Raw genomic sequence first — 23,220 nt, forward strand, 5'->3', positions numbered from 1 at the left:
CGGCTATATCGAGAGCTACTATAATCGGCAGCGCATTCACTCAGCCCTCGGGTATCTCACACCCGAACAAGCCGAGCGGAAAATGAACTAACCCGGTGTCCGCGCAATCGGGGGAAGATCAGGAGATCACAAGACCGATCCCGTTCAGAAGATCGGTCAGCCGCTCAGAGGTCACCTGGCCTTGCATGTGCAGGGCAAGGCAGAACCGCCGCACGCCGGGCCCGAACCCGCCAGTGAGACCGGCCGGCAATGGTGCAATGATGGTCCGGCCCTGCGGCGTCACCCAGCGCTCCCGCTTGTAGCGCACCACCTCGGCGGCCAGAACCAGATCCCGTTGCACCACCGTCTTGTAGCCTTTGAAGCGCGAGCCGGCCGGAACCTCTGCCCGGATCGTCACCTCGCGGGCACCCGATCCCGTTTGGCGCCGCGCCCAGGGCGTCGGCCCGGACCGGCGGGCCGCCTCTGGGTGGCCTTCTCCATGCCGGACGGCTTGAACGGCGGGCGCGGCGGCAGGTTCTTGAGCCGGGCGATCTCGTCCTTCAAGGCCTGGTTGCTGGCGTGCAGGGTGCCGTTGTCGAGGCGCAGTTGCTCGACCTCCTGCTGCAGAGCCTGATTGTGGGTTCGCAGGTCTGAGAGTTCCTGCTCCAGTCTCTCGATCTTACCGACCAGATCCGAGACCAGCAGGCGCAGGGCTTTCTGAGACAGGGGCTTGGCGACGTTAGAGGGCGGCACCGTCATGCATGAAGTGAATCACGAAAGCCGGTCCGGAGGAATCCCTCGCCCCCTAATCTGCCCCGCTTACCTGCACCGGGCGGGGAGAGGGTGTTTCGGCAGCAATTCGACAAGATCTTTGGCCTGCGCACGGGATACAAGGACCTCGACGCCTTGCTGGCCCGCCTGGCGCGGCGCAAGGACGAGCTGCTGCGGGTGCTCGAGCGGCCGGAGATCCCGCTGCACACCAATGCGTCCGAGAACGACCTGCGCGCCTGGGTGATCAAGCGCAAGATCTCCGGCAGCACGATGAGTGCGGAGGGCCGCGTAGCCCGCGACGTGATGCTGGGGCTTTCAAAGACCTGCCGCAAGCTCGGGCTGTCGTTCTTCGCCTATCTCGGGGATCGGCTCGGGCTGAACCCGGATCAGCCGAAAATCCCGCCACTCGCCGACCTCGTGCCCCAAGTAGCCTAGGGTCATCGCCCCCTAATCTGCCCCGCTTACCCCGAAAGCCACGCTTGTATCCTCAAGCTAAGTTATTGATGCTACGAGCTATAGCTTAGCCAGAAGAAGCAAAGCAAGGCCTCGCTACGATGGAAGCATAGGCGATCCGCGACACGCCAAAGCAGCGTCAGTCTGGATCGAGCACGGTGCGGTCGGCGAGCGGTTCCGGCTCGTTTCCTGATGGCTGTTGAAGTGCTGAAGGGCCGGGGAAGCCCTGATTTTAAGCCATTTTGGCGGGCTCGTGGAAAGCCCTCCCCTCTCCGGCTGGTTAACAAAATGGCTTGAGGAACGTCTGCAATCGATCCTTTCCTCGTGATCGCAAAGTATGTACAAAGGGCTGAGATTTCTCCTGAGATTGGCACATGGCTCCCTCCCCTGCTCGACAGCGCCTGATTGGATACGCCCGCGTCTCGACCGAGGAGCAGGCAACAGACGCCCAGCTAGACGAGCTCAAGGCCGCCGGCTGCGAGGTCATCCACCAGGAACACGGATCCGGCGCCTCCCGGACTCGGCCGGTTCTCTCCCGGCTGATCCGCGAGATCTCGAAGGGTGAAGTCCTCGTGGTCGTTCGGCTCGATCGATTAGCCCGGTCGGTCAGCCATCTGCTCGAAGTTATCGAGACGCTCGAGGAGAAAGGTGCCCACTTCAAATCCCTCAGAGATCCGATCGATACGTCGACCCCGCAAGGCATGTTCTCTCTGCAGGTCCTGGGCGCCGTCGCTCAGCTGGAGCGATCACTCATCTCGGAGCGCACGAAGGCTGGCGTGAAGGCGGCGGTGGCTAAGGGTAAGAGGCCGGGGAACCCCGGTTTGCGTGAGGGACGGCCGGAGGCGATCCACAAGACTGCCCTCGCCCGGGACAAGGTATATCTCGGCGACCTGCTGAACGCGGCCGATGACTTTCTACCGACCGTCCGGCAGATGCGGCCGCAGCATTCCTGGGAAGATGTCGTGCAGGTCCTTAACCGTCGGGGTCAGCGGTGGACAGATCAGAGCCTCCGCCGGGCCGTTAAACGGTTAGTCGCGGAGAAACTGGCAGATCCGATCTTCCTGAAGAAAGCTGGTCGCCGTCCGCCAGACGACAGGCTGCTGACCCTGATTGCCGGGATCGCAATTGGCAATCCCGCTCTCAGCTTACGGGAGATCGGCGCTCAGCTGGAAGGCATGCGGGAACGGACGCCACGAGGCGGGCGGACTTGGACAGCATCGAGTGTCCGGTTCCAACTTGAGAGAGCCCGCAAAATCGGGCTCGCCATCCCTATTCGGAGTGATGTCGCCTAATTTTGCGTCCCAAGTGGGACACTTCGATAGCTTGTGCCACCCGCGATAGATCACGATGACCTGACGTCAGGTCGCCAGTAGGTCGCGGATAGGTCGCCAGTAGATCAAAACGGTCTACACACCTCTGAGCTGATAGCCACGCCGACGCTTCCGCTGGAGCCACTTTTCAAGGGATTCGACCGCCCTGCCCTGATCTTCGTGAATTTCTACCCGTCGGCGGCCGGCCCGTGCCGCCTCAATGGTTATTGTCTGTCCCCAGTCGCTCACCACGTCTCGCCCGGGTCCTCAAACTCCATCAGCTCGCCGGCGATCCGACGAAGGGCATCATCAAGCGGCGACTTTCCTCTGTTGGCTCCTATTGGCCGAAGCCCCCTCCCCTGCGCTCGAGGGAGCCTTCGTTTCACAAGCCGGGTGGCCTCAACCGCCAGATAGGCCAGTTCCTGATCCGGCAGGCCATCCAGAAACTCGTCGATCTCAGGCTTTGTTACCCTTTGACTCACTTTGCCCAACGACAATGGCTCTGGTGCCAAGGTTTCCTCACACGCCAGCTTCGGCGGAGAAGTTCGACGAGCGGGTTTAGCGGGTAGCGGAGGTGTACCAAACAGGTCACCCTGTCGCTCATCGCGAACTGGGTTTCGTGCCATTCCACCTCCAGCCTATTCAATCCTCGTTAACCATATTGTTGGCCTCGGCCTATCCGTTCAATCTAAACGGTGCGAGCTTTTCTGGTTGCATAATGTGAGGATGACCCCTCCCCCTACGGCTACGGGGTCTCGATTGTCTCGGAGGCTGGAGTATTCACCTGATCGAGCTCCGGCTCGGTCTTTGGACGGACTTGGGCAGCTGAGGCTGCTTCATTCGTTGGAAGTCGCATCAGGAGACTGCAGAGGCGAGCCAAGGTGGGGCGCAACTCGTGGCGGTGAACCACCATATCGATCATGCCGTGGTTCTTCAGGAACTCGGCCCTCTGAAACCCATCGGGCAACTGCTCACGAATGGTCTGCTCGATCACCCGGGGACCGGCAAAACCGATAAGGGCTCCTGGCTCGGCGATATGGACATCGCCCAACATTGCATAAGACGCGGTGACACCGCCTGTGGTCGGATTGGTCAGAACCACGATGTAGGGTAGCTTTCGCTCGCGCAGGCGCTGCACCAGAACCGTGGTTCGAGCCATCTGTATCAGGGACAGGATACCCTCCTGCATCCGAGCTCCGCCCGAGGCGGTGAACACGACATAAGGCGTTGCCCGTTCAATGGCCGTTTCGGCGCCCGTGATGAAGGCCGTCCCGGCGGCCACGCCGACAGAGCCTCCGATGAAATCAGGATCGTGGGCCGCAATCGTCATCGACAAGCCCTCCACCGTGCCGGCGCCAACTTTGATGGCATCCGGCAGTCCGGTTTTGGTTCGGGCCTCTTTCAGGCGGTCGGTATAGCGCTTGGTGTCCCGGAACTTCAGCGGATCGGCTTCTACATCAGGCAGAGGAATGTCGGTCCATTGGCCTTGATCGAAGGTCAGCTTCAGCCGTTGGACGGCCGATAGGCGCATATGGTGGTCCGAGCCGGGGATCACACTGGTTGGCCTCGACGTCCTTTTGGAAGACCACTTGCCCGGAGTCCGGACACTTAATCCAGAGGCTCTCTGGCGTCTCTCGCTTGAAGAATGTCTTGATCTTCGGTGGGACGACATCGTTGATCCAACTCACGCTGCATTCCTTCCCTCGCTGACGGCACGGCACGGGCGCCAACACCCTTTGCGCCCTCGCCTCCAATCTCGCCTATTTTCGAGGCTTGGCCCCACGCCGCGACCGGACGTCCGCTCCCCTGGCCGGCTGACACGAAACTCGTCCTAAATTTCATTGTTCATCTCATATGGGATCCGGACCAGAGGCCCGTTGATCTGGCCCATAACATGCCTGATGACGTGATCGAGGACCTGTGCGGCCGAAAGATTCTAAAGGTCAGAGGACCCGATACTCCCAAGATGGTGTCTCAGCGCCTGACCAATTGGTCGCCCCTTCACCTGTGGAAAGGTGTTGAAGCGCCGTTCGACGATCCGAGCATCAGAAAGGCTGTGCGTTTGGCGATGAAAGCATCGGGATGCGCATCCCAACGCATAAGTCGCAAGTCCGTCACCCGCGAGGTTCTCGACCTTCTCTTGGCAACCCGCAGCGGATCAAGAGCCATTGACCTACGCGACCGGGCAATGCTCCTGATGGCATTCGCCGCCGATGGGCGGCGCAGCAAGGTCGAATTTTAGGCACTCCCAAATCAGTGTGGTCGATCCGATCAGGCTTCTGGCCAGTCGATCTCACATCTCCAACTGTGCCGTGCATCCGCATTTCGGTCGGGCGCCCAAAAACGACCACGGCAGGGAAGGGCGCCATTGTCTTTGCCGCAGGACGGGCTGCTGTCGCCCTGCATGGATGGATGCGTTCGGCAAGATCACATCCGGACCGATCCTTCGAGAGGTTCGCAAGGACTGCTCCAGTGGCGACACCCCACTGACCCCGCAAGCGGTCAACCTCATCCTGAAGAAGCGCTGCGGGATGGCAGGACTGGTCCGGCAGAGTTCAGCTCCCACGGCCGCACTTAGGATTCATGGCTAAGGCCGGACGCGACGGGATCCCGCTCGTGGAAACCATGCGCCAGTCTACTCACAAGTCAGCCCTGCAGGCGGCCGGATCTTATAATGAGCAGGACCACGCCAAAGCTTGTCTGTCAGAATAACAGGCGAGCAAGATCATCTGTCTACCGCGAAGCAGGCTGAATAGTTCGCAGCTGCGAATATTTTTTAGGAAGGGTTAGGGGCTCAGCCCTTGAGCCTTGGAGATAGCAGGTCGAACCGGGGAGGAGCTAGCCGCGTTCGCAGCTGCGACCATTGGGCATGTCTCTATTGGTGACTATCGGCAATGCGCCTCGAATCATTCGTGACGTCTGACTTAAGCTTAAATTCGTTGTCCCACTATACCTGTTGGTAGACAGAATGTTCGCAGCTGCGAACATGCGAAATTGCCAAAAATAGCTAATCGCCCCAACTTAGCCCCCCTTCTGTTAACCAATTTTAAGGGATTTTGCGTGCTTTCTAACGGTGAACACCGCTCAAAAGAGCGGTTTGCCGTGAGAAGGAGGCATTAATGGCCCTGCCGCAGATCAAGGAATCTGAACCCGCCAAAGCTCAGCCTACGATTAACTTCGAGACCATGCGGGCCCATGCTGATGGCCTTTCTCAGCGGCTCGATGGGATGCGGAGGAAGCAGTATCCGCCCGATGCTCAGCGCAGCCTTCGAAAGTTCACGTCTGGAGAGGCGGCTAAGTTGATTGGCGTCGATGACAGCTACCTGCGCCAACTCTCTTTGGAAGGGAAGGGACCCCAAGTTGAGGTTCTTCCGAACAGCCGTCGCCTTTATTCCATTCAAGATATTAATCAGATTCGAGAATACCTCGACCGGAACGGAAAGGGTGGTCGGAAGTACGTTAAGCATCGCTCAGGCCATGAGCACTTGCAGGTAATCTCGTGCGTAAATTTTAAGGGCGGCTCAGCAAAGACCACTACCTCCGCTCACCTTGCACAGTATCTCGCTTTAAACGGATATCGAGTTCTCACTGTCGACCTTGATCCCCAAGCGAGCTTGACCGCATTACACGGTCTTCAACCCGAATTTGATATTCAGGACAATCAAACACTCTACGGCTCAATCCGTTACGACGATCAGCTGCAACATCCATCGCAGATCATCCGTAAAACTTACATTCCTGGCCTAGACATCATTCCGGCAAATCTGGAGCTAATGGAATTCGAGCACGAAACTCCTAAGGCCCTTATGCATCGTAAGCCGAACGATGCTTTGTTCTTCCAGCGCATCGCCTTAGTCCTCAACGAGGTCTCGAACGAATACGACGTTGTTGTGATCGATTGCCCGCCTCAGCTCGGGTTCCTGACCCTCGCGGCCCTCAGCGCGTCAACATCCATGGTCATCACCGTCCATCCCCAGATGCTGGACTTGATGTCCATGAGCCAATTCCTCTCTATGGCTTCGAACCTCCTTCGAGTTGTCAATGAAAGTGGAGGCAAGGCTCAGTTCGACTGGATGCGTTACCTCGTAACTCGGTTCGAGCCAGGCGATATTCCGCAAGCTCAGATGGTCGACTTCATGCGGGAAATGTTCGCCGACAATGTCTGCCAGCATCCGATGGTTAAGAGCACTGCCATCTCGGACGCAGGTCTCACGAAGCAAACCATTTATGAAGTCCCGCGGGACCGCTTTTCTAAATCGACGTTTGAACGCGCCATGGATGCGATGAATAACGTCAATTCAGAAATTGAAGATCTTATCAAATCTGCTTGGGGGAGAATCTGATGTCTAAGGCAAACAAGCTGAAACAGTTGCTGGCCTCCGACGCCGTTCCGCATCCTGCCCATCGCATTGACCTCGTCACTAACCCGGCTGCCGGTGCGCCCCAACTGGTAGAGGCGAAGAACGAGGACATTCATGCTGCCAAAGAGTTTCAAGCTGAAGATCCGAAGCCGCGGTCCGCTGCTCCATCATGGTCGCTCAATGTCTCGGGAGGTGCTATCGGAGCAGTTGGTGCCAGCATCAGCAAGGCTCAGCAAGAACAGGTCACCATCATTGACAGTCTCAAGCAGCAGCTTGCGGCCGGCGAAACCATTGTCGAGATTGACCCGACAAACATCGATAGCTCATTCGTAAGCGACCGCATGGATATCTCTGATGAGGAGACGTCCATTCTCGCCCAACAAATCAAGGAGCAAGGGCAGATCGTCCCAATCCTTGTTCGCCCTCACCCAAACAATGAAGGGCAATTCCAAGTAGCATACGGACACCGCCGCGTTCGTGCCGCCACGATGCTCGGCATCAAGGTCCGTGCCGTTGTACGGGAGTTGTCTGATGAAGAACTGGTCGTAGCGCAGGGCCAAGAGAACAACGCACGACAGGACCTGAGCTTTATCGAGAAAGCTGTCTTTGCAGTGAAGCTCGAGGAACGCGGCTTCGACAGGAAGGTTATCTGCTCGGCGCTAGCGGTATCAAGGAGCGACTGCTCGACTCTCATTAAGATCGGATCTCGTATCCCTCGTGCTATCATCGAAGCAATTGGAAAGGCACCTGGCATAGGACGTCCTCGTTGGAACGAGATGTTCGACAAGGTCCAAGAAAAGGGCAATGCCGATCGTTCCGTCGCAATTGTGTCTGATCCAAAGTTCTTGTCTCTTGGGTCTGATGAACGGTTTGCGTTTCTTTTCCAGAAATTATCAAAGAAGGAGGATGCGTCCGGTACTCCGCGTGATCAGACGTTCTGGAGTGATCCTAAAGGCCGCCGTTTGGCCGTCATCCAAATGACCGATGTTAGATGCACCCTTCAGATCGATCGCAGAGACGATCCGGAGTTTGCAAAGTTCGTAATCGACAGGCTAAGTGACCTCTACCGAGATTACGAAGCCTCGAAGTCTGAAGTAGGATCATAGTTCGGCGACCTATCCTAGTTATTCACCCTCCGATATCTCATCCGGAAGAGGTCTCTGAAGTTTCAGAGCTTCTTCCGGTGGTGCGTTCAGCCAAACGTCATATTCCGCAGTCGTAGTCAGGATCACCCTTACGGGACTTGATGACCGGAGCCATCTGTCTTGGGAGAATTGCGAGTAGGGGAGAATGGTTGCCGGTGCTGTCCTGCGAGATGTTTAGTAACTGCCGAGTGGTTGCTAAGAAGGCCTACGTGGGGACTAGACAAGATCTGCTCTGCAAGACCTCGTCGCTGTAGATTTGTACAAAGCCAGAAAATGCCATCAACCGAACGGTTGATGTCGCCGCCAGAAGCTTGTTGGAGTTGTTTTTCGGTCGTACTTTCTTAGGCAATTGGGCGAAATGTGCTCTCTGAGCCGGCCGGGATGGGCCAAAATAGGCCCCAAGCGTCCAAACAGGCGCTGAACAGGCAAAAACCCTCCATTTTGGGTCGTCGGCCGCACATACATCAGGTCGTAGTAAATCGCCGGAACACTTCCGTTGTAGTAGGATGCTTCTTTGTTTAGAGTAGCTTACGAAAATAAGGGAGCGCGAACTTGCAACGAAATTGGGGCGAGGAGGGGTTTGAACGGCCAGCCATTACGCTTCCCGAATTACCGTGGGAGACAATCGTTGGCCGACTTGAGCAAATCGCAATTGCTATCCTCCGCTTTGACGCGCGCTTAGAGGCGTCTGGGCTCTCGGCTGGCTGGCAGTCTCGTTGCGATATGATTGAAGCGGTTCGAGCTCTCATGCTCGACGGCCATCTGGTCGATGTGGGCGATCTGGTGCTGCATGACGCCGGAATGGACGTGCGCAGCCCTACCCATGAACTCACCCGGGCGGCGGCCGCCCTCAGGGCGCGGCGCACTGCGATGGCCCGAAAAGCTCCCTGGCCAGTGTCGTACGATGGACTGGCCGCCCTGAGAGGTGTCGGCGGAGTTGGCTTTGAAGGACCTGCAGGGTCAAGGATCAAGAGGCCAGATCCGGACGATGACGAGGCCTATCCGGCGTACGCCAATGATGCAGACCCGTGGAAGGCACACTTCGCCGAGATCGACGCGCTGTTGGACCGTACCACCAGGGTACTGGCAGGTGAAACGCCGCTGCCCAAGAGCCGCTCGCACCTGGTCTATGACCCGGATCAGGACGAGGCCGAAGCGGAAGACCAGTGGCTGGATTTTGTCAAACGTACAGACCACTGGCCTGCTGTCGCCGCGGCGGCAGTCGCTTGGAATGCCTGGCTCGACCTGAATCTCTATACCCGCTTGCCATGGCTGGGGCTCACGATGGCAGCTTCTATCCTGAGGGCCCGAGGCCTTACTAACCATCTGCTGCCGCTGGCGGCAGGCTTCAAGAAATCGAAGTTCCGCCCGCAGGGCAGGGAAGGGGCCAAGGAGAAACTGGATGGCTTTTGTAGTGTCATCGAGGAGGCGCTTGAGATCGCCAACAAGGATCTGGAGAGGCTGATCCTGGCCCGTGAGCTGATGGGGCGGGTGACATCCAAAACCCGCTCTAACTCCAAACTGCCAGAGCTCGTCGATCTGTTCCTGTCGCGCCCTCTGATGACGGTGCCGCTCGGCGCAAAGCTGCTGAAGGTCACGCCTAAAGCAGTGGACCTGATGCTGGTGCAACTCGGAGGCGCGCTTCCCCGGGAGCTTACTGGCCGTACTCGTTATCGCGCATGGGGCATTGTGAGCTGAGGCAAGGCGGACAGCCAGGGCGCTCCCTTGGGCCTTTATGGCGCATGATAATTTACCGAGTTTCGTTTGTTGAATGGATTTCCGAAAGCTTCTCTGGCTTACTCCAATCGGGACCGGATCGTGCCCGGTAATGTATAAGTCCTGATGAAGTCCCGCCTAAAGAGTTTCTCCAAGAAGTAGCCTCGTGACCTCCATCTCCTGGTCTAAGAACCTGCATGCTCGCAATCCGGTATTGAACGTCTTGGTTCTGGCCGCGATCTTCAACTTGTTTTGCGCGGCCCTGGTTTACGATGAAAGGAAGAACGCGCTCGACCAAGCCAAGGCGTCATCGAGCAATCTTGTTGCTGCCGTGAGCCGGGACCTTTCCCGCAACATCGAGATCATCGATCTGACCATCCAGAAGCTGATTGAACGGATCAATCAGCCCGGCTTCACTCAACTGAGTCCCGAGCTTCAGCGGCAACTGCTGTTCGATCAGGTTGCCATGGCACAATATTTTGCAGCCCTCGCGGTGGTCGATGAGAGCGGGCGGCTAAGACATCACTCCCGCTTCACTGATCTGGATATCATCAACGTTGCAAAGCAACAGTATTTTACCGTACACCGCGATCGCCCCGACGTAGGCCTTTATGTTTCGCTCCCCATCAAGAGCCCGGTCGGGCTTGGATGGGGCCTTGTGTTCAGTCGGCGGCTCTCTCATCCGGATGGCCGGTTCGCCGGGATCGCTTATGTAGGTTTGGGCCTGGACTACTTCACGGATCTGTTCGGCAGAATGGACCTTGGACCGAAGGGCTCTATGTCGCTGATGCGAACGGACAAGAAGCTTCTCGTGCGAGTGCCTTTCAACGAGAAACAGCTTGGTGCCGATGTGAGCGCAGCGGAGCTCTATCGCTACTATCCTGCACAGCGTTCAGGATCCTACGAGGCGACCACGTCTCCGCTCGACGGGGTCCCAAGGCTCTATACCTTCACCCAGGTCAGCGACTTCCCTATGACGATCAGCGTCGGACGCTCCCTGCAGGACGTGTAAGCCGCCTGGTGGCGCCGGGCCCTGACGATCGCGGGCATCGTTTTGGCCCTGACTGGAGCCATGATCGCTCTGGCCCTCAGCCTACGGCGGGAGTTTCGGCGCAGGAGAGCGGCGCACCAGGAGGCGTTGCATAACGAAGCGCTTTTCCGCGGTGCAATGAAGGGGGCCGGGATCGGCACGGCGCTTCTGCGCCTCGACGGGACAGTGTTCAAGGTCAATCCGGCCTTCTGTCGGCTGTTCGGCTTTTCCGAAAGGGAGATGCTGTCGAAGACGGCGGCCGACCTAGTCCATCCCAGTGACGATCCGCCAGACGATGCCACGCTCCTGAGAGGAGTGATCGACCTCGCGGAAAGCGAACATCGCTTGCTGCGCAAGGATGGGACAAACGTGTGGGTCCTTCGGTCTGCCTCCCTCATGCGGGACGAGGCGGGGCAGCCTGCTTTTCTGATCGTGCAGTTCCAGGACATTACAGCCCGGCGCCAAGCTGAAGAACAACTCAGATACAACGCGACCCATGACGAACTGACGGGCCTCCTGAATCGATCAGCCTTCGAGCAGAAGCTTGAAGAAGCTCTCGTGGAAAGCCGTGACACGGGCATCAAGCATGCCTTGGCCTTCGTCGACCTCGACCGGCTGAAAATGATCAACGATTCCGCCGGCCATATCGCCGGCGACGCCTTGTTGCGAGGCGTGGCGGGGGCCTTGCCGGGTTACCTGCGCGAAGGCGACGTGATCGGCCGGCTCGGCGGAGACGAGTTCGGCATCATCCTGCTTGGATGTTCGCTCGACGATGCAAAGGCGATCCTTGAGGATCTCAATGCCGCGGCTAGTGCCATCCAGTTCCCATGGGACGATCGCAGCTATAGCGTCGGGGCCAGCATCGGGGTGACCGAGATTACGCCCGGGTCCCGTTCGCCAAGCGCGGTCCTGGCTCAGGCGGATGTTGCCTGCCTGACGGCCAAGATGGCAGGGCGGAACCGGGTCAGCATTTACCGGCCCGAGCAGAGCGAAGCGGTCGATCGCCATTGCGAGATCGCTGTCGCGGCCGGGATCAAGCAAGCCATAGAAGAGGGTCGGTTACGGCTGTTTGCCCAGAGAATTGTCGCGTGTGCCGATCCGACCCAGGACCGGTATGAGATCCTGGTGCGGATGGTGGACAGGGACGGGGCGATCATCCCGCCGTCTGTCTTTATTCCGGCGGCAGAGCGGTATGATCTGATCGGGGCAATCGACCGCTGGGTGGTACAGGAAGCGTTGAACATTGTGGGAAGGGCAGGAGGTCTTGATCGGCAGACCTATCTCCACCTCAACCTGTCGGCAGCCTCGATCGGGGACGCTTCGTTCGTGACCCACGTGATCGAGGCCCTTGAAGCCTCCGGCGTTGCGCCAGAGATCCTGGTCTTCGAGATCACGGAAACGGCCTTGGTCAGCAATATGGCCGTGGCAACCACGACAGTCGGCAAACTGCGGGAGATGGGGTGCCAGATTGCGCTGGATGATTTCGGCACGGGCCTGAGTTCGTTCAACTACCTGCGCCAATTCCCCGTTGACATGGTCAAGATCGATGGCAGCTTCGTGCACAACATGACGGTGAATTCGGTGGATCGCTACATCGTCAAGTCAATCCACCAGATTGCCCAGGAACTCGGTGCGCAGACGGTGGCTGAGTTCGTCGAGGACGAAGCGACTTTCCAGTTGGTCTCGTCCATGGGCATCACCTTCGCCCAAGGCTACGCGATCCACAGGCCTGAACCCCTCAATACCATCATGGCAGATTACGGGGTCTGGGCCGATGCATAGCGTCCAGACCTATTGGCATGCCCAGGGCATGGTTGAACTTATTCTCAACCATGGCGCAGGTCTGTCATTGTCCGTTCATCGGCAGTGAGTTAAGCCTGCTCCCCGTTCTCAGGGACGGGTTCTCATGTTGGTGTGGAGCACAGTTGTTGCATTCCTCCTTTCGCTGTTAGCGGTAGGACCACTGCGTGGCGTCTCACCGGAATGGCTCCTGTCTGGGGCTGAGTTCCTAGCGGTGATCAGCCTTTTCGCTCTGGTGTGTCTGCTGGAATCCAGCGGCAACAACACCGACCGCTCTAACCCTGCCTCCTGATTGTCGCGCCTCAAATCTGTCACCTTGGCCGTTGCAAGCTTTGGTAAGGGACGGCGGCCTACCGTGCTGCTCTATTGCTCTAGACCGGAGACAGCACCATGCGAGGCCTTCTGCTCGGCTTGCTCGGCATCGTGTTGATGTCACCTGCCGCTCTCTCTGATGGCATCGGCCTGGCAGACACCTTATGGCAGTGCACCCGGGCGACCGATCAATCTGAGTTCGTAATCACGTTCTATCCGGGTGGTGGGGTCGGAGGAGGCGAGTTCGATAACGAAGAGGTGAGCCCCTACATCTTCGATGCTTCTCAGACCAAGCCGGGGGAGTGGCCCGGGAAGTGGACGCAGGCGGGCCAGCGTTTCACCTGGGCCTTTCCGGATCAGGCCGTTCGGATCGAAGGCCGTCTTTCAGGGCCTCGTCAGGCGGAGTTGCGAATTACAGGGACCGAAACCTCACCTGGGGGTCGATCAGTCGTGTCCTGTGCACTTCTGCCCAAGCTCCCGAAGATTGGTGACGGACTTGTGATCCCAAGGAACAGCCGCTTTATTGACCTCGATGGTGACGAAGGCGAGTTGAAAGTGCCCGCTGGGATTTCCCTCCAGCCTGAAGGCCGCCATTGAAGCAAACAGTCAGGTAGTTGATCCTGATCTTCGGCTGAGCATTGAGCCTGCGGCAATTCATCCGGGGAAATAGGGATGACTACGGACTTCCTATTTAGCCCCTGATATGCGAGGCGCATCATCATGCTGGCCTAAGTCATAATTCCTAGCCAGCAAAAATTACATTCCAGCGCCGCTATTGTCCTATTCGCCTCAAGAGATTGCCGTAACGAATGCACTTCCCGCTGCCTTCCAATGAGTCTGAGCGTCTGGATAGCCTTCATAAGCTAGCCATCATGGACGCGCCGCTTTCGCCGGCCATTGATCGGCTCTGCAGGATCACACGGCAGGTGCTGGATGTTCCGGCCGTCTATGTGACACTGGTCGATCAGCATTTGCAGAGGGTCAAGGCAGCCTGCGGAGCTGATTCCGGCTTCGATGTCCCCCGCGAGCACGTGTTCTGCAATTACACGATCCTGCATGATGAGGTCTTCGTGGTGCCTGACGCACACGCCGATCAAACCTTTGCGCCTAATCCCTACGTAGTGGGGGAACCGCACATCAGGTTTTATGCAGGAGCGCCCCTGACGATCAAGCCAGGTATCCGCCTTGGTGCGCTCTGCGTCACTGACAACAAGCCCCGCGATCTTTGCCGAGAGAAAGCAGCGCTTCTTCGCAGCCTGGGCAGGTTGGTTGTGGATGAGTTCTGGCTGCATCATCTGGAGGTCACCGGCCAAGCCGTGACACAGGAGGTTAGATCCAGCGAGGTGGACCTAGGCTTCGACTTCGACACGCCCAAGTATCCCACAAGCGATCAGATCCGTGCCGCTCGAGGTCTCCTGAATTGGTCGAGCCAAGAGTTAGCGAATGCTGCGGGTGTCTCCTTGGCTTCGATTAAGCGAATTGAGACCTTGGGGGAGACGTCAGTCCGCAAGTGGGTCTTGAGTAATGTGGTCCAGGCGTTTGACCAGCAGAGAGTGCGGTTCACCCGTAAGCCTGACGGCTTAATGGGTGTTGAGCGGATGTCGCGGGGAAGAGGCCAACCCGAACGTCTGAAGAATTAAGGCCTCCCCATCCGCCGTTGCCAGGTAGATGAGGAGGCCTCCTAGCCCTGAAGGCCTCGCGACCTTCGGCCGGGAAACTCAATTCGAGGCGAAGCGTTCCGGACGCTTTTGCGAAGCGAGACTGCGACAGAATGTTCGCACGCTATTCCTTGCGAACTATTATATCAGCCCTTATATCAGACTTACCCAGCGGACATTGTTGTGGACTTCGAAGAGCGACGGGCGTCACCGTCAAGCTTCGATGTGGTCGTGTTAGGACGGATGTAATCCGACGTGGCCTGTTCCTGCGCTTGCCTGACGATGCGAGCGCCCGACTGGTACCCAATCAGCCCAAGCCCGTAGTTGGCGAGGCGAGAGATGCGAAGGCATCCCGCCCGTTTGCCCCGGAGCTTGGGCTTTTCCATTTTTTGCTCATGGGAGCGGATGACCCTTCAGGCTGCTGGAGTCGAAAGCCAAGAAAAGGGGCCCGCTCCGTGGGGAGGGGCCCTAAGGGTGACGCCGTTGTTTTTGAGAGAGGAACGGCGATCCTTTCAGACGGCCGAACAGGAACGCACGAACCGTCGGAAGGCAAAACGATAGGGTGGCGCCGCCTATTCCAGCGTAGCCGAAAAGAAAATCGGCCAAACGAATACAGGCAGAGCCGGGACACCGAGGAGTGAAGCGCATCAGTAAAGATATACAGTCGCGCTGAAACTGATCACGGGTGCATGAGTTGCCCCTGGCATACGTTAAATCGGGGCAATGCAGGAAACAGCATTGAGAACTTTGTCATGCAGGAGAGCAACAAGCGAGATTGGGCGCGACAGATCCCACACAGCTTAAATTTCTCTCAGGAACAGGTCGTCTTTTTCCTCGGGCATTCCTTGAGGAGCCTGTACGACGACGTCATCGTCGCTGATATGCCAGAGCATTTGAAAGACCTTGTGCTCAAGCTTGAGGAGAAATATCCCACATAAACCCTGGCATAGCTGAGGGCCTCCGAGAACCGTGGGATGATCTCATGACCAGCAAGAATGTGACCCGAGCAGACCTGGCTCACGCGGTGGCCCAAGCTGTCGGCCTGCCTAAGCATGAGGCCATCACCCTCGCTGAGCAGGTGCTAACTGAGATCTGCGATACCCTAGAGCGAGGGGAGAATGTGAAACTCTCCGGCTTCGGCAATTTTGTAGTCCGCGAGAAAGCCGAGCGGGTAGGACGGAATCCCAAGACTGGCGTCGAGGTTCCGATTGGGCCCCGTCGGGTCGTGAGTTTCACTCCGTCCGACAAACTCAAAAATTACGTGAATAGAGCGGCGACCTGAAATTGCGTTTCCTGGTTCATTAAGAGGGAGGCCTGACCGTGTCTTCTGGTCATGTCGATGTAGGCCCGATACTTGATACTCAGATCGGTCTATCTACTGTGGGCTTCGTGGATCTAACCTCGGGCATTCCTATGCCTCTGGGCTCTGGAACACTCGTAAGGACCAAGACGATCCAAGGATTCCTGACCTGTGGGCACGTTGCCTTGCCGATTTCCCGTCAGAGCGAGATAGGAGTCGTCCTGTTCCCAATCCGGGCGGGAGACCTTCAGCAGATTCGGATTCCTGTCGCGGATCTCATGAAAAACGCGATCATTTGGTACGATCAGCAAGGTGACCAAGGGAGAGATCTTGCGTTTCTCCCTGTGCGCGATGAGCACATGTCCAGCCTAGGCGCCAAGGGGTCAATTGTTGACCTCGATTTCCAAGCGAGGCGGGCCGCTCAAGCTGATCCAGATGACAAAGTGATCAATGCTGCGGCAGGAGTTGTTGGAGAGATGACCCCGCCTGCAACCCAGTATGAGAACAGGATTGTCTTATCTGCAGAGGGATTGATTAACGTTGGCCAGTTCGTAGCAAACAGCCATGGGACAGCTAACTTCGACCTGATCAGGCTTGAGCCTCGTCCTGGTGCAAACTTTAGGCTTCCTTCCACATATGGCGGCATGAGTGGCGGAGGCATGTGGCGGATCTTCGTTCGAGAGAAACAAGAGGGCGGGTACGAGGTGGTTGAACGCCGTCTTGTGGGTGTGTCGTTCTTCGAAACAGCATCACCGAACCGTCATATTATCGGCCATGGGCCGGACAGTTTGTTTAGGCGCTTGTTTCCGGAGATCATTCAGCGCTGGCCTTAGCGGCAGATAGATTGGCGTTTACAGAAAAGGCCGCTGCAAGCAGCGGCCAGAGCTTGAACAAACAATTCGCTGACTTAAGCCGGCAGCATCTCTGAACTGGCTGCTAGTGCCTGTTTCAGAGCGGCTTTTGCCTTATCGGCTTCGCGGTCGAATTCTGCGACGATCGCTGAATTCTTGAAGCCCCTTCCAAAGGTTTCAGCTAAAGCACGATGGTATCGAGTACAGGCGTCGCGCACGTCATGATTTGCGACAAGACGCTTAAGCCAAATCCATGCCTTCGGATGACTGTCCCAGAATGGCCGGCTATAGTGGAAGAACTCCTGCAGTCTCGGCAGTGTCGCATTACCGTTCAAGACCCGTATGTCGCCGCCGCCGGTAAATGTTGGATCGATCGCCTGGATCATATATGGAGAGAGCAGCAAGGCGTCGAACATCGATCGACGTGCTGCAGTATAGTTCTCGTTTCGAAGGTGGTCAGCAACTCGGGATAGGAGCGGCCAAGGGTTTGGGTCGCTGGCTCCGAATAGGGCGCGAACAGGACCTTTTCCACTGTTGAGGTGGAGGATCGCCAGAAACAACTGAGCGCTATATTCGTGCTGCTTCGAACGGACACATTTGTTGAACCATCGTGTTGCGAGAGTCACGTTTCCCGCGTTGAGTGCAATCTTCGCACTCCAGTACAGTGTCATGGCGTAAGTGGCACTGTCTGTGCCGAAGCGCATATGGGAGCTGCTCATTGCTTCAGGTTCGGCTGGCCTCTCTGACTTGCGAAGGAGGTCTTCAAAGAGCTGGATCGCTTTCTTGGCCTTGGGCAAAAGAACTTGCGCGAGCTCGGGGGCAACTTCGACAAAGCGGGGGTCACGGGGATGAGCGCCCGAGAAAGCCCGCTGTACATTGCGTTCATGGGCTTCCCAATCGCTTTGCCAGTAGGGTTGTGCAAGATGCAGAACGTATGATGCAAAGACCCATGGATTGCTCGGGTGCTGTTTCGCGAGGCCATCCAGCTTCTCCTCAAACTCGACCGGATCAAGTTCGTTCCGTTCCGTGAACGATAGCTCGATTTGCTCAAGAGCGTCCTTCACCGCACGTCCCAGCGTTGTGAATTCGAAGATTGCCTTATGCTCTCCGAGCGCTTCGCCCCTATGGGCATAGTCGCTCGGTAGCTTCGTGATAGCTTGGCGCCCTGAACTCGTAAGAATCTCGTACTTTGCCTTTACTCGCTTAAACAGAATTCGATGCTGATCCGGGCGAGCGAAGAGCCCGATCTCCCTTACATCCCAGAACCGAAGCGGCATCGATTTAAGAGATCCACCGCCGTGTTCAGCGACGAGATGAAGGAGTCGGTTGTCGCGTTCAACTCCGCTGACGTTCTTTGCTCTGGGATCGACTTCCTGACTAGGCAGGCTAAAGAAGGCGGCGTTCACTTCATCATCATAGGGACCGCACGGATAGGCAGCTGGATTTTTCTTAGCCTGGGCGAGATCCTGCTGAAGCGAGTGTAGGTCGGGAAACCCGTAGCTCCTCGCCAGCAATTCTTGGCACTCTTGGAGAGGCAAGCCCAGAAGCCAGGACAGGTGTTTGGAGCGAATGCTAAAATCGTCCTTAGACGGGACACGAAACTGGCCGGCGGAACGGGATGACGTGCTCATTAGAGCCTCCGAAAGGTTGATCGGATCGGAACACGAAACCACGGGTGCCGGATTGCCCGAGGGAGAATGTGCTCCGAACCAAGGTTGAACCTGTTCAGAGGACAAAAGCAGATGAGACTTCGTCTGGCCCCCGCACCCGGGGTTCTGCCACTTACGGGAGACCCGTTCCGGCGTCAGCGGCTGCCAGAGCCGCTTCCCTATTATTCATCCGACCTTCTCAATTGCAAGGGCCTGTTGCGGGCCCTCTCAGTAGAAGCTGGGGATCCTTAATCAAAAGTTGCAGGGGCGTCGCGGGTATCAGAAATTGCCAGGTCAATACCGCCCTAAGGTTGAATTATCGGGCTGCGAACGAGGCGACGAAGCGGCACAAGGAACAAATCAACAACCAATTCGAATAGCCGAGCTTGAAAAACTCGAATCATGGACTCATTCTATTTCCGGTCAGCTTAATTCGGCTGACCTGTCCAATGGCCGTGCGGGGCTGGCGGGACGTCTCATCACCTCTTCGTCGTTCAAAAGTCAGTCTGAACCGGTGTGCGTGCATCGGGGCAGGAGTTCAGGAGTCTCTCTTTTGGCTACGCTGAAGCAATTCGAAGAAGCCCTGCGCGCCCAAGGCATGAACATGGCCTTGGCCATCTTGGAGAAGATGCGCAAGGAGGAGAAGAAGACCCGATCGATCGCTCCGGCCCGTCGAGTATCCGGGCGCAAGATGACGCCCGAACTCGCCCGCAAAGTCCTCGAGCTTCACAACACCACTGACATGACCCAGCAGGAGATCGCCTTCCAGCTTGGGGTTAACCAAGGGCGCGTGAACGAAGTTATCCGGCGCGGGAAATGGTTGAACGAAGACCCGCAGTCTGAGGAGGCCCAAGCCCGTGACAAGGCGAAGGCCCGGATGAAGCGCATGCAGTCGGAAGACACGCCGATCCCGCGTAAGCAGCCTATGGCTGCGGGTGCTGAGGAAGCCCCAAAGAAGCCGAAGGCAAAGTCGGCCAATCCGGCGCAGTTGTCGATTGACGATTTCCTCAAGGTCTCAGGCGACTAAATGGAGTCTTATATCAGCGGGAGCCTGCGCCGCTGATGACGATTAGTTCGAGCCGCGGCAGATCGGTATGATGCATCAGCAGCACGCCGTTCTTGTGCGCGAGCTGGTGGGCCGACTTGGTAAAAACTGAGTTCGTGACCACCACAGCATAAGGGGCATCTTGAAACGCCGCGGCGGCATAGGCTTCCTGAACGGCCTTGTTCCCGACCGTGCCGTTGTAGAACTTGCACTGAATCACAACCCGCCGGTTCTCCTTCTCCGCGATGATGTCGGCGCCCTGGTCGCCCGATCCCGGCGTAAGCGAAGCACGCCAGCCGGACCCCTCGAGGACGTCCCGGCAGTAGAGCTCAAACTCCCTGCCGGTCATCGCGTCGTCAAATTCAACCGATGGCTCGGCCGGCTGGTGCTGGTCGATGATCCGGTTTATCCGGGTTCTCAGGCGAGCAACGGACCGTTTCGGATCCTTGGCCAGGAGATGATCGAGCTTCCTGCGTTGAAACTCTGGTAGAAGCGTCTTCTTGATGAAGGAGTTGAGGTGCTTGTCCCAGGTGTCCTCGGAGATGTTCCCATATTCGTCCGGCGCGAGCATATGAGCGCGCTTGGTTGCCAGCGTCCGAACATGCTTCAAGGCAGCCCGGTCCGTCAGATCATAGGTCAGCAGAAGAGAGTGGACCTTCGTCAGACGCAAGAAGAGCAGCAGTGCAAGGCCAGACCAAGCAGCGACTGGCTTCAGATACAGTCCGGCCCCGAATAGGAAGAGCAGTACAGCGCTGAATGCCTTATGCCTCCAGAGGTATCGGAACATTCCCTTTCCCGCGTCCAACGGCGTCCATCGCCATGATCATCAGCCATTTCGATAGCTGAGCGGAGTTACCGGCGGCTTCCTGCCGCGTTAAACCTCAGGGAACTCACAGGATAATTTGGTCGGCTACTGCTTGGTGATGCGGGTTCTGTCGAGCATCTGACCGGCGAACTCGCGCAAATCCTCGGCGGAGCTGATTTCGTCGCGCTGGATTACGAACAGGGCGGTGTGGAGCAAGATCATCAATTCGCGGGCCCGCTGCTCTTCGCTGGTGGCCGCCGGCATGACCTCTGCCATCTTGGCTCTCATGAATGCGGCATCCCGGTCCAACATCTCCATCAGGCGAGAGGTCACGGCGTCTCCTTTCCAGGTGGCAGCGATTGGACTCTAATCCTAGTCAAGCGTCTCCGCTTGTAACCCCCTACTTGCTGATTATCCAATCACAGGGGGTTGATGCCGTTGGCCTTGCAGTAGCCGTAGTACGCATGCTCTCCGGCCTTATGGTAGATTTCCACGATCTCGATTTTCTTGCGCCGGTCGAGAGCGAAGCGGGATCCGATACGCTGCAGGCGCAGATAGGCCTTCGGGCAGGCATCGAGTTTGACGGTCTCACGGAGACGAGGGAACTCCTCAGTCGACATTTCCTGCGGGTAGCCGTCGCGGCCCATAAACATCACGAAGACTCTACGGTGCTCGCTGATGAAGCGATCGTCGCTTAGGAAGTCAGGGGGCGATGTCTCTGTCATGGGGTTCTCCAGTTTGGCGGGCACAACAAAAAAGCCGCCCCGAAATGGAGCGGCTTATCGTTGCGGCGGATCAATCCGCAATTTTAAGAGGTCTTAGACCTGCTGCAGGTTGGTCGCGGACTCTTTCCCCGAGCGACGGTCCTGTTCGACCTCGTAGGAGATCTTCTGACCATCCGTCAGACCGCGGAGGCCTGCGCGCTCCACGGCTGAAATATGAACGAACACGTCCTTGCCGCCGTTATCCGGCTGGATGAAGCCGTAGCCCTTGGTTTCGTTAAACCACTTAACCGTCCCAGTCGCCATTCTTGTCTCTAGTCCCTAGTAGTTCCCCTCCGGCGGAACGTCCTGCTCCGCCCTCCGGTGACCGATCGATCACGCGAAGGAGGCTAGTTGGGCAAGGTAACCGTGGCAACAAAGTGGCGGAAGGATAGTAAATGGCGGAAGATCGGCGGAGTTGCCTCGCACCGGCCCGGACCTACTTCCTAGATCAGGGTATGATCCGGCTAAGGACTGTGCCGTCATCAGTGTGTCACCGGCCCTTGGAAGACCAGCCCCTAACAAGCAGATGAAACGACTGGAGGAAACATGAAGACCCTGTTCCTGGCCGTTGTCCTGGCCTTTGCGCCGGCGATGGTCTCTGCTGCCGACGTGAAGCCTCTTGCTCAAGCTCATGCTCACAATGACTATGAGCATCAGCGGCCGCTCCTCGATGCCCTCGACCATGGCTTCACCGGGGTGGAAGCCGACATTTGGTTTGTGGATGGCAAGCTGCTGGTGGCGCATGAAGAGGCCCATATCAAGCCTGAGAGAACCCTGGAGGCGCTATACCTGGACCCTCTGAAGAAGCGCATCACTGAGAATGGTGGCAGGGTCTATCCTGGGAGTGAGGGGTTTACGCTCCTGATCGATATCAAAACCGACGGTGAGCCGACCTATAAAGCTTTGGCCGAGGTGCTATCCAAATATGCGGACATTCTGACGGTTGTTCGGGACGGCAAGGTTCAGGCCGGAGCCGTCACCGCGGTCGTGTCTGGCAACCGCCCGAAAGACTACATGCTCTCTGAGAAAGTTCGCTTTGCCGGGTATGATGGTCGGATGCCGGATCTGACCTCCGACATGCCCGCATCCTTCATGCCGCTCCTGAGCGATAACTGGACCAAGGTTTTCACCTGGAAGGGCGAGGGCGAGATGCCCTCGGCCGAGAGGGCGAAATTGCAGGACATTGTCAAAACGGCCCATGGCAAGGGTTGGACCATCCGGTTCTGGGCGACACCTGACCAGCCAGGTCCACAGCGTGAGGCAATCTGGAAAGAGCTGAAGGCGGCAGGCGTCGACAAGATCAATACCGACGATCTTGCGGGCTTGCAGACTTTCCTGAGCAAGTAATCCGATAAGCGATTGAGATGCGCGCGTTGTGAGCGTGCATCTCAATCGGACCAGGCCCGTGGGTTAAGCAACGGGCTGGATACGGATTCAAGAATGTCGGTATCCATCGGTTTCGATGCCGATGAACATCCCATGCCAAGTGCCACCGAATATGTTGTCAAAGGAAAGGTGGCGGAATCGCTTCCGAAATTCCCGATAAGTTGGGCTGCCGTCCGGTGAGCGCTGGAACAGTTGGTGGATCGACGTTATCTGAGCCCGGGTGGGGCGACCGCGGTTCATGATTTCCCTCTTCTAAGCGGTTGAGGATGGATCAGTCGGCGAGAATACCAGCCGACGACAGAACGGCCTTTGTCTGGTCCGTGAAAAGGAACTCGACCTTCTGCTCCTCCGTCATGAGACCCCATGCGGCGCGGAACAGGTCCTGCAGGTCTCCCACCTCATGGTCACCTTCGGAATCCTCACCGTGGACGAAGGCGGCGTGGGTATAGGTGTCGGCATCCTTCACGTCGGTAAGCGTGAATGGACGTTTGGTTCTGTCATTGTCAGTCAGAACCGGCTCGAAGAACTTCTTGGCCGGGAGCCCATCACCCTCGTCGAACACGTTGACGATCTTGCCCTCGATGGCGAGGGTCAATGCGATCCCCTGAGATCCCTCGAGGCGCTCAATGCGATCAACGATCGCCACCGCGCCGATCGGGAACGTGAGCTCGTTATCGTCGGCGTCCAAGCCGCTGGTTTCGACCAGCATCTGAACCACGTCGTCTTTCTTGAACCCGAAGGCGTCGGGCAGTTCCTGGGTCATTTCAGGCGTCCTCGATTGATGTTTCTGGGGTTTTCCGGATTGGGATTGCGCCAAGCAAAAGGGCCGTCATCTCTCGATGACAGCCCTCTTGGTCGGCTCGAGTTGGCTCGATAACCCTTTGC

22 protein-coding genes and 3 pseudogenes are annotated in these 23,220 nt (G+C 57.5%); 15 read left to right on the forward strand and 10 right to left on the reverse strand.

The features are described from left to right. Positions 1-118: 118 nt before the first annotated feature. Positions 119-397, reverse strand: coding sequence for a hypothetical protein (locus tag ACS5Q1_RS02110; protein ID WP_473096640.1), 279 nt, complete (start codon positions 395-397; stop codon positions 119-121). After that, positions 394-738 carry a hypothetical protein gene (locus ACS5Q1_RS02115; protein WP_473096641.1) on the reverse strand — a complete coding sequence of 115 codons (345 nt, stop codon included), beginning with the start codon at positions 736-738 and terminating at the stop codon, positions 394-396. The genes ACS5Q1_RS02110 and ACS5Q1_RS02115 overlap by 4 nt, the downstream gene beginning before the upstream one ends. Before the next feature lie 63 nt (positions 739-801). Between ACS5Q1_RS02115 and ACS5Q1_RS02120 the strand changes: the two are divergent. Together ACS5Q1_RS02120 and ACS5Q1_RS02125 are read left to right on the forward strand one after the other, a co-directional pair. Further along, positions 802-1,185, forward strand: a pseudogene (locus ACS5Q1_RS02120) (IS66 family transposase); the annotation flags it as partial. A 392-nt stretch (positions 1,186-1,577) separates the two neighbouring features. Beyond that, positions 1,578-2,495 carry a recombinase family protein gene (locus ACS5Q1_RS02125; RefSeq protein WP_473096642.1) on the forward strand — a complete coding sequence of 306 codons (918 nt, stop codon included), beginning with the start codon at positions 1,578-1,580 and terminating at the stop codon, positions 2,493-2,495. Positions 2,496-3,258: 763 nt separating this feature from the next. On the opposite strand, the pseudogene accD reads toward ACS5Q1_RS02125, so the two are convergent. Then, a pseudogene (gene accD / locus ACS5Q1_RS02130) lies at positions 3,259-4,201 on the reverse strand (acetyl-CoA carboxylase, carboxyltransferase subunit beta). A gap of 206 nt (positions 4,202-4,407) precedes the next feature. Between accD and ACS5Q1_RS02135 the strand changes: the two are divergent. The 3 genes from ACS5Q1_RS02135 (at position 4,408) to repB (ending at position 7,980) form a co-directional block, all read left to right on the forward strand. Continuing rightward, a complete protein-coding gene (locus ACS5Q1_RS02135) occupies positions 4,408-4,755 on the forward strand; it encodes a hypothetical protein (protein WP_473096643.1) in 348 nt (115 codons plus the stop codon). Positions 4,756-5,632: 877 nt separating this feature from the next. Beyond that, the gene (gene repA / locus ACS5Q1_RS02140) at positions 5,633-6,856 is read left to right on the forward strand and encodes a plasmid partitioning protein RepA (RefSeq protein ID WP_473096644.1); all 1,224 of its coding nucleotides are present in this window, start codon (positions 5,633-5,635) and stop codon (positions 6,854-6,856) included. After that, a complete protein-coding gene (gene repB, locus ACS5Q1_RS02145) occupies positions 6,856-7,980 on the forward strand; it encodes a plasmid partitioning protein RepB (RefSeq protein ID WP_473096645.1) in 1,125 nt (374 codons plus the stop codon). The genes repA and repB overlap by 1 nt, the downstream gene beginning before the upstream one ends. A gap of 18 nt (positions 7,981-7,998) precedes the next feature. On the opposite strand, the pseudogene ACS5Q1_RS02150 reads toward repB, so the two are convergent. Then, positions 7,999-8,106: pseudogene (locus tag ACS5Q1_RS02150) on the reverse strand (SOS response-associated peptidase); the annotation flags it as partial. Between the two features lie 465 nt (positions 8,107-8,571). On the opposite strand from ACS5Q1_RS02150, the gene ACS5Q1_RS02155 reads away from it, so the two are divergent. The 8 genes from ACS5Q1_RS02155 to ACS5Q1_RS02190 all read left to right on the forward strand — a co-directional run bounded on the left by ACS5Q1_RS02155 (position 8,572) and on the right by ACS5Q1_RS02190 (position 16,668). Further along, the gene (locus tag ACS5Q1_RS02155) at positions 8,572-9,717 is read left to right on the forward strand and encodes an RHE_PE00001 family protein (RefSeq protein WP_473096646.1); all 1,146 of its coding nucleotides are present in this window, start codon (positions 8,572-8,574) and stop codon (positions 9,715-9,717) included. Positions 9,718-9,901: 184 nt separating this feature from the next. Beyond that, entirely contained in the window at positions 9,902-10,747 is an 846-nt protein-coding gene (locus ACS5Q1_RS02160) for a hypothetical protein (protein WP_473096647.1), read from the forward strand. Between the two features lie 60 nt (positions 10,748-10,807). After that, positions 10,808-12,547 (forward strand): EAL domain-containing protein, encoded by a 1,740-nt coding sequence (locus ACS5Q1_RS02165; protein ID WP_473096648.1) that lies wholly within the window; start codon positions 10,808-10,810, stop codon positions 12,545-12,547. A gap of 408 nt (positions 12,548-12,955) precedes the next feature. Next, positions 12,956-13,474, forward strand: a complete 519-nt coding sequence (locus ACS5Q1_RS02170) for a hypothetical protein (RefSeq protein ID WP_473096649.1) — start codon at positions 12,956-12,958, stop codon at positions 13,472-13,474. Positions 13,475-13,686: 212 nt separating this feature from the next. Beyond that, positions 13,687-14,517 carry a GAF domain-containing protein gene (locus tag ACS5Q1_RS02175; protein WP_473096650.1) on the forward strand — a complete coding sequence of 277 codons (831 nt, stop codon included), beginning with the start codon at positions 13,687-13,689 and terminating at the stop codon, positions 14,515-14,517. Positions 14,518-15,287: 770 nt separating this feature from the next. Then, the gene (locus ACS5Q1_RS02180) at positions 15,288-15,473 is read left to right on the forward strand and encodes a NepR family anti-sigma factor (RefSeq protein WP_473096651.1); all 186 of its coding nucleotides are present in this window, start codon (positions 15,288-15,290) and stop codon (positions 15,471-15,473) included. Positions 15,474-15,517: 44 nt separating this feature from the next. Then, positions 15,518-15,817: an integration host factor subunit alpha gene (locus tag ACS5Q1_RS02185; RefSeq protein ID WP_473096652.1), complete on the forward strand. Its 300-nt coding sequence runs from the start codon at positions 15,518-15,520 to the stop codon at positions 15,815-15,817. A 38-nt stretch (positions 15,818-15,855) separates the two neighbouring features. After that, complete coding sequence (locus ACS5Q1_RS02190; protein WP_473096653.1) at positions 15,856-16,668, forward strand: hypothetical protein; 813 nt, start codon at positions 15,856-15,858, stop codon at positions 16,666-16,668. Positions 16,669-16,742: 74 nt separating this feature from the next. Here the strand turns inward: ACS5Q1_RS02190 and ACS5Q1_RS02195 are convergent, their stop codons facing one another. Beyond that, positions 16,743-18,317 carry a hypothetical protein gene (locus ACS5Q1_RS02195; RefSeq protein ID WP_473096654.1) on the reverse strand — a complete coding sequence of 525 codons (1,575 nt, stop codon included), beginning with the start codon at positions 18,315-18,317 and terminating at the stop codon, positions 16,743-16,745. Positions 18,318-18,888: 571 nt separating this feature from the next. Between ACS5Q1_RS02195 and ACS5Q1_RS02200 the strand changes: the two genes are divergently transcribed. Beyond that, positions 18,889-19,362: a sigma factor-like helix-turn-helix DNA-binding protein gene (locus tag ACS5Q1_RS02200; protein ID WP_473096822.1), complete on the forward strand. Its 474-nt coding sequence runs from the start codon at positions 18,889-18,891 to the stop codon at positions 19,360-19,362. A 13-nt stretch (positions 19,363-19,375) separates the two neighbouring features. Here the strand turns inward: ACS5Q1_RS02200 and ACS5Q1_RS02205 are convergent, their stop codons facing one another. The 4 genes from ACS5Q1_RS02205 to ACS5Q1_RS02220 form a co-directional block, all read right to left on the reverse strand. Next, positions 19,376-20,167, reverse strand: a complete 792-nt coding sequence (locus tag ACS5Q1_RS02205) for a restriction endonuclease (protein ID WP_473096655.1) — start codon at positions 20,165-20,167, stop codon at positions 19,376-19,378. A gap of 123 nt (positions 20,168-20,290) precedes the next feature. Further along, entirely contained in the window at positions 20,291-20,518 is a 228-nt protein-coding gene (locus ACS5Q1_RS02210; protein ID WP_473096656.1) for a hypothetical protein, read from the reverse strand. Between the two features lie 86 nt (positions 20,519-20,604). Beyond that, entirely contained in the window at positions 20,605-20,910 is a 306-nt protein-coding gene (locus ACS5Q1_RS02215; protein ID WP_473096657.1) for a hypothetical protein, read from the reverse strand. Between the two features lie 93 nt (positions 20,911-21,003). Continuing rightward, on the reverse strand, positions 21,004-21,213 hold the full coding sequence (locus ACS5Q1_RS02220; protein ID WP_152717194.1) for a cold-shock protein: 210 nt from the start codon (positions 21,211-21,213) through the stop codon (positions 21,004-21,006). A gap of 282 nt (positions 21,214-21,495) precedes the next feature. On the opposite strand from ACS5Q1_RS02220, the gene ACS5Q1_RS02225 reads away from it, so the two are divergent. Continuing rightward, positions 21,496-22,296 (forward strand): phosphatidylinositol-specific phospholipase C/glycerophosphodiester phosphodiesterase family protein, encoded by an 801-nt coding sequence (locus ACS5Q1_RS02225; protein WP_473096658.1) that lies wholly within the window; start codon positions 21,496-21,498, stop codon positions 22,294-22,296. A gap of 310 nt (positions 22,297-22,606) precedes the next feature. Here the strand turns inward: ACS5Q1_RS02225 and ACS5Q1_RS02230 are convergent, their stop codons facing one another. Continuing rightward, positions 22,607-23,098 carry a hypothetical protein gene (locus ACS5Q1_RS02230; protein ID WP_473096659.1) on the reverse strand — a complete coding sequence of 164 codons (492 nt, stop codon included), beginning with the start codon at positions 23,096-23,098 and terminating at the stop codon, positions 22,607-22,609. Positions 23,099-23,220 lie beyond the last annotated feature (122 nt).

The sequence above is a fragment of the Microvirga sp. GN3 genome, from assembly GCF_055792825.1.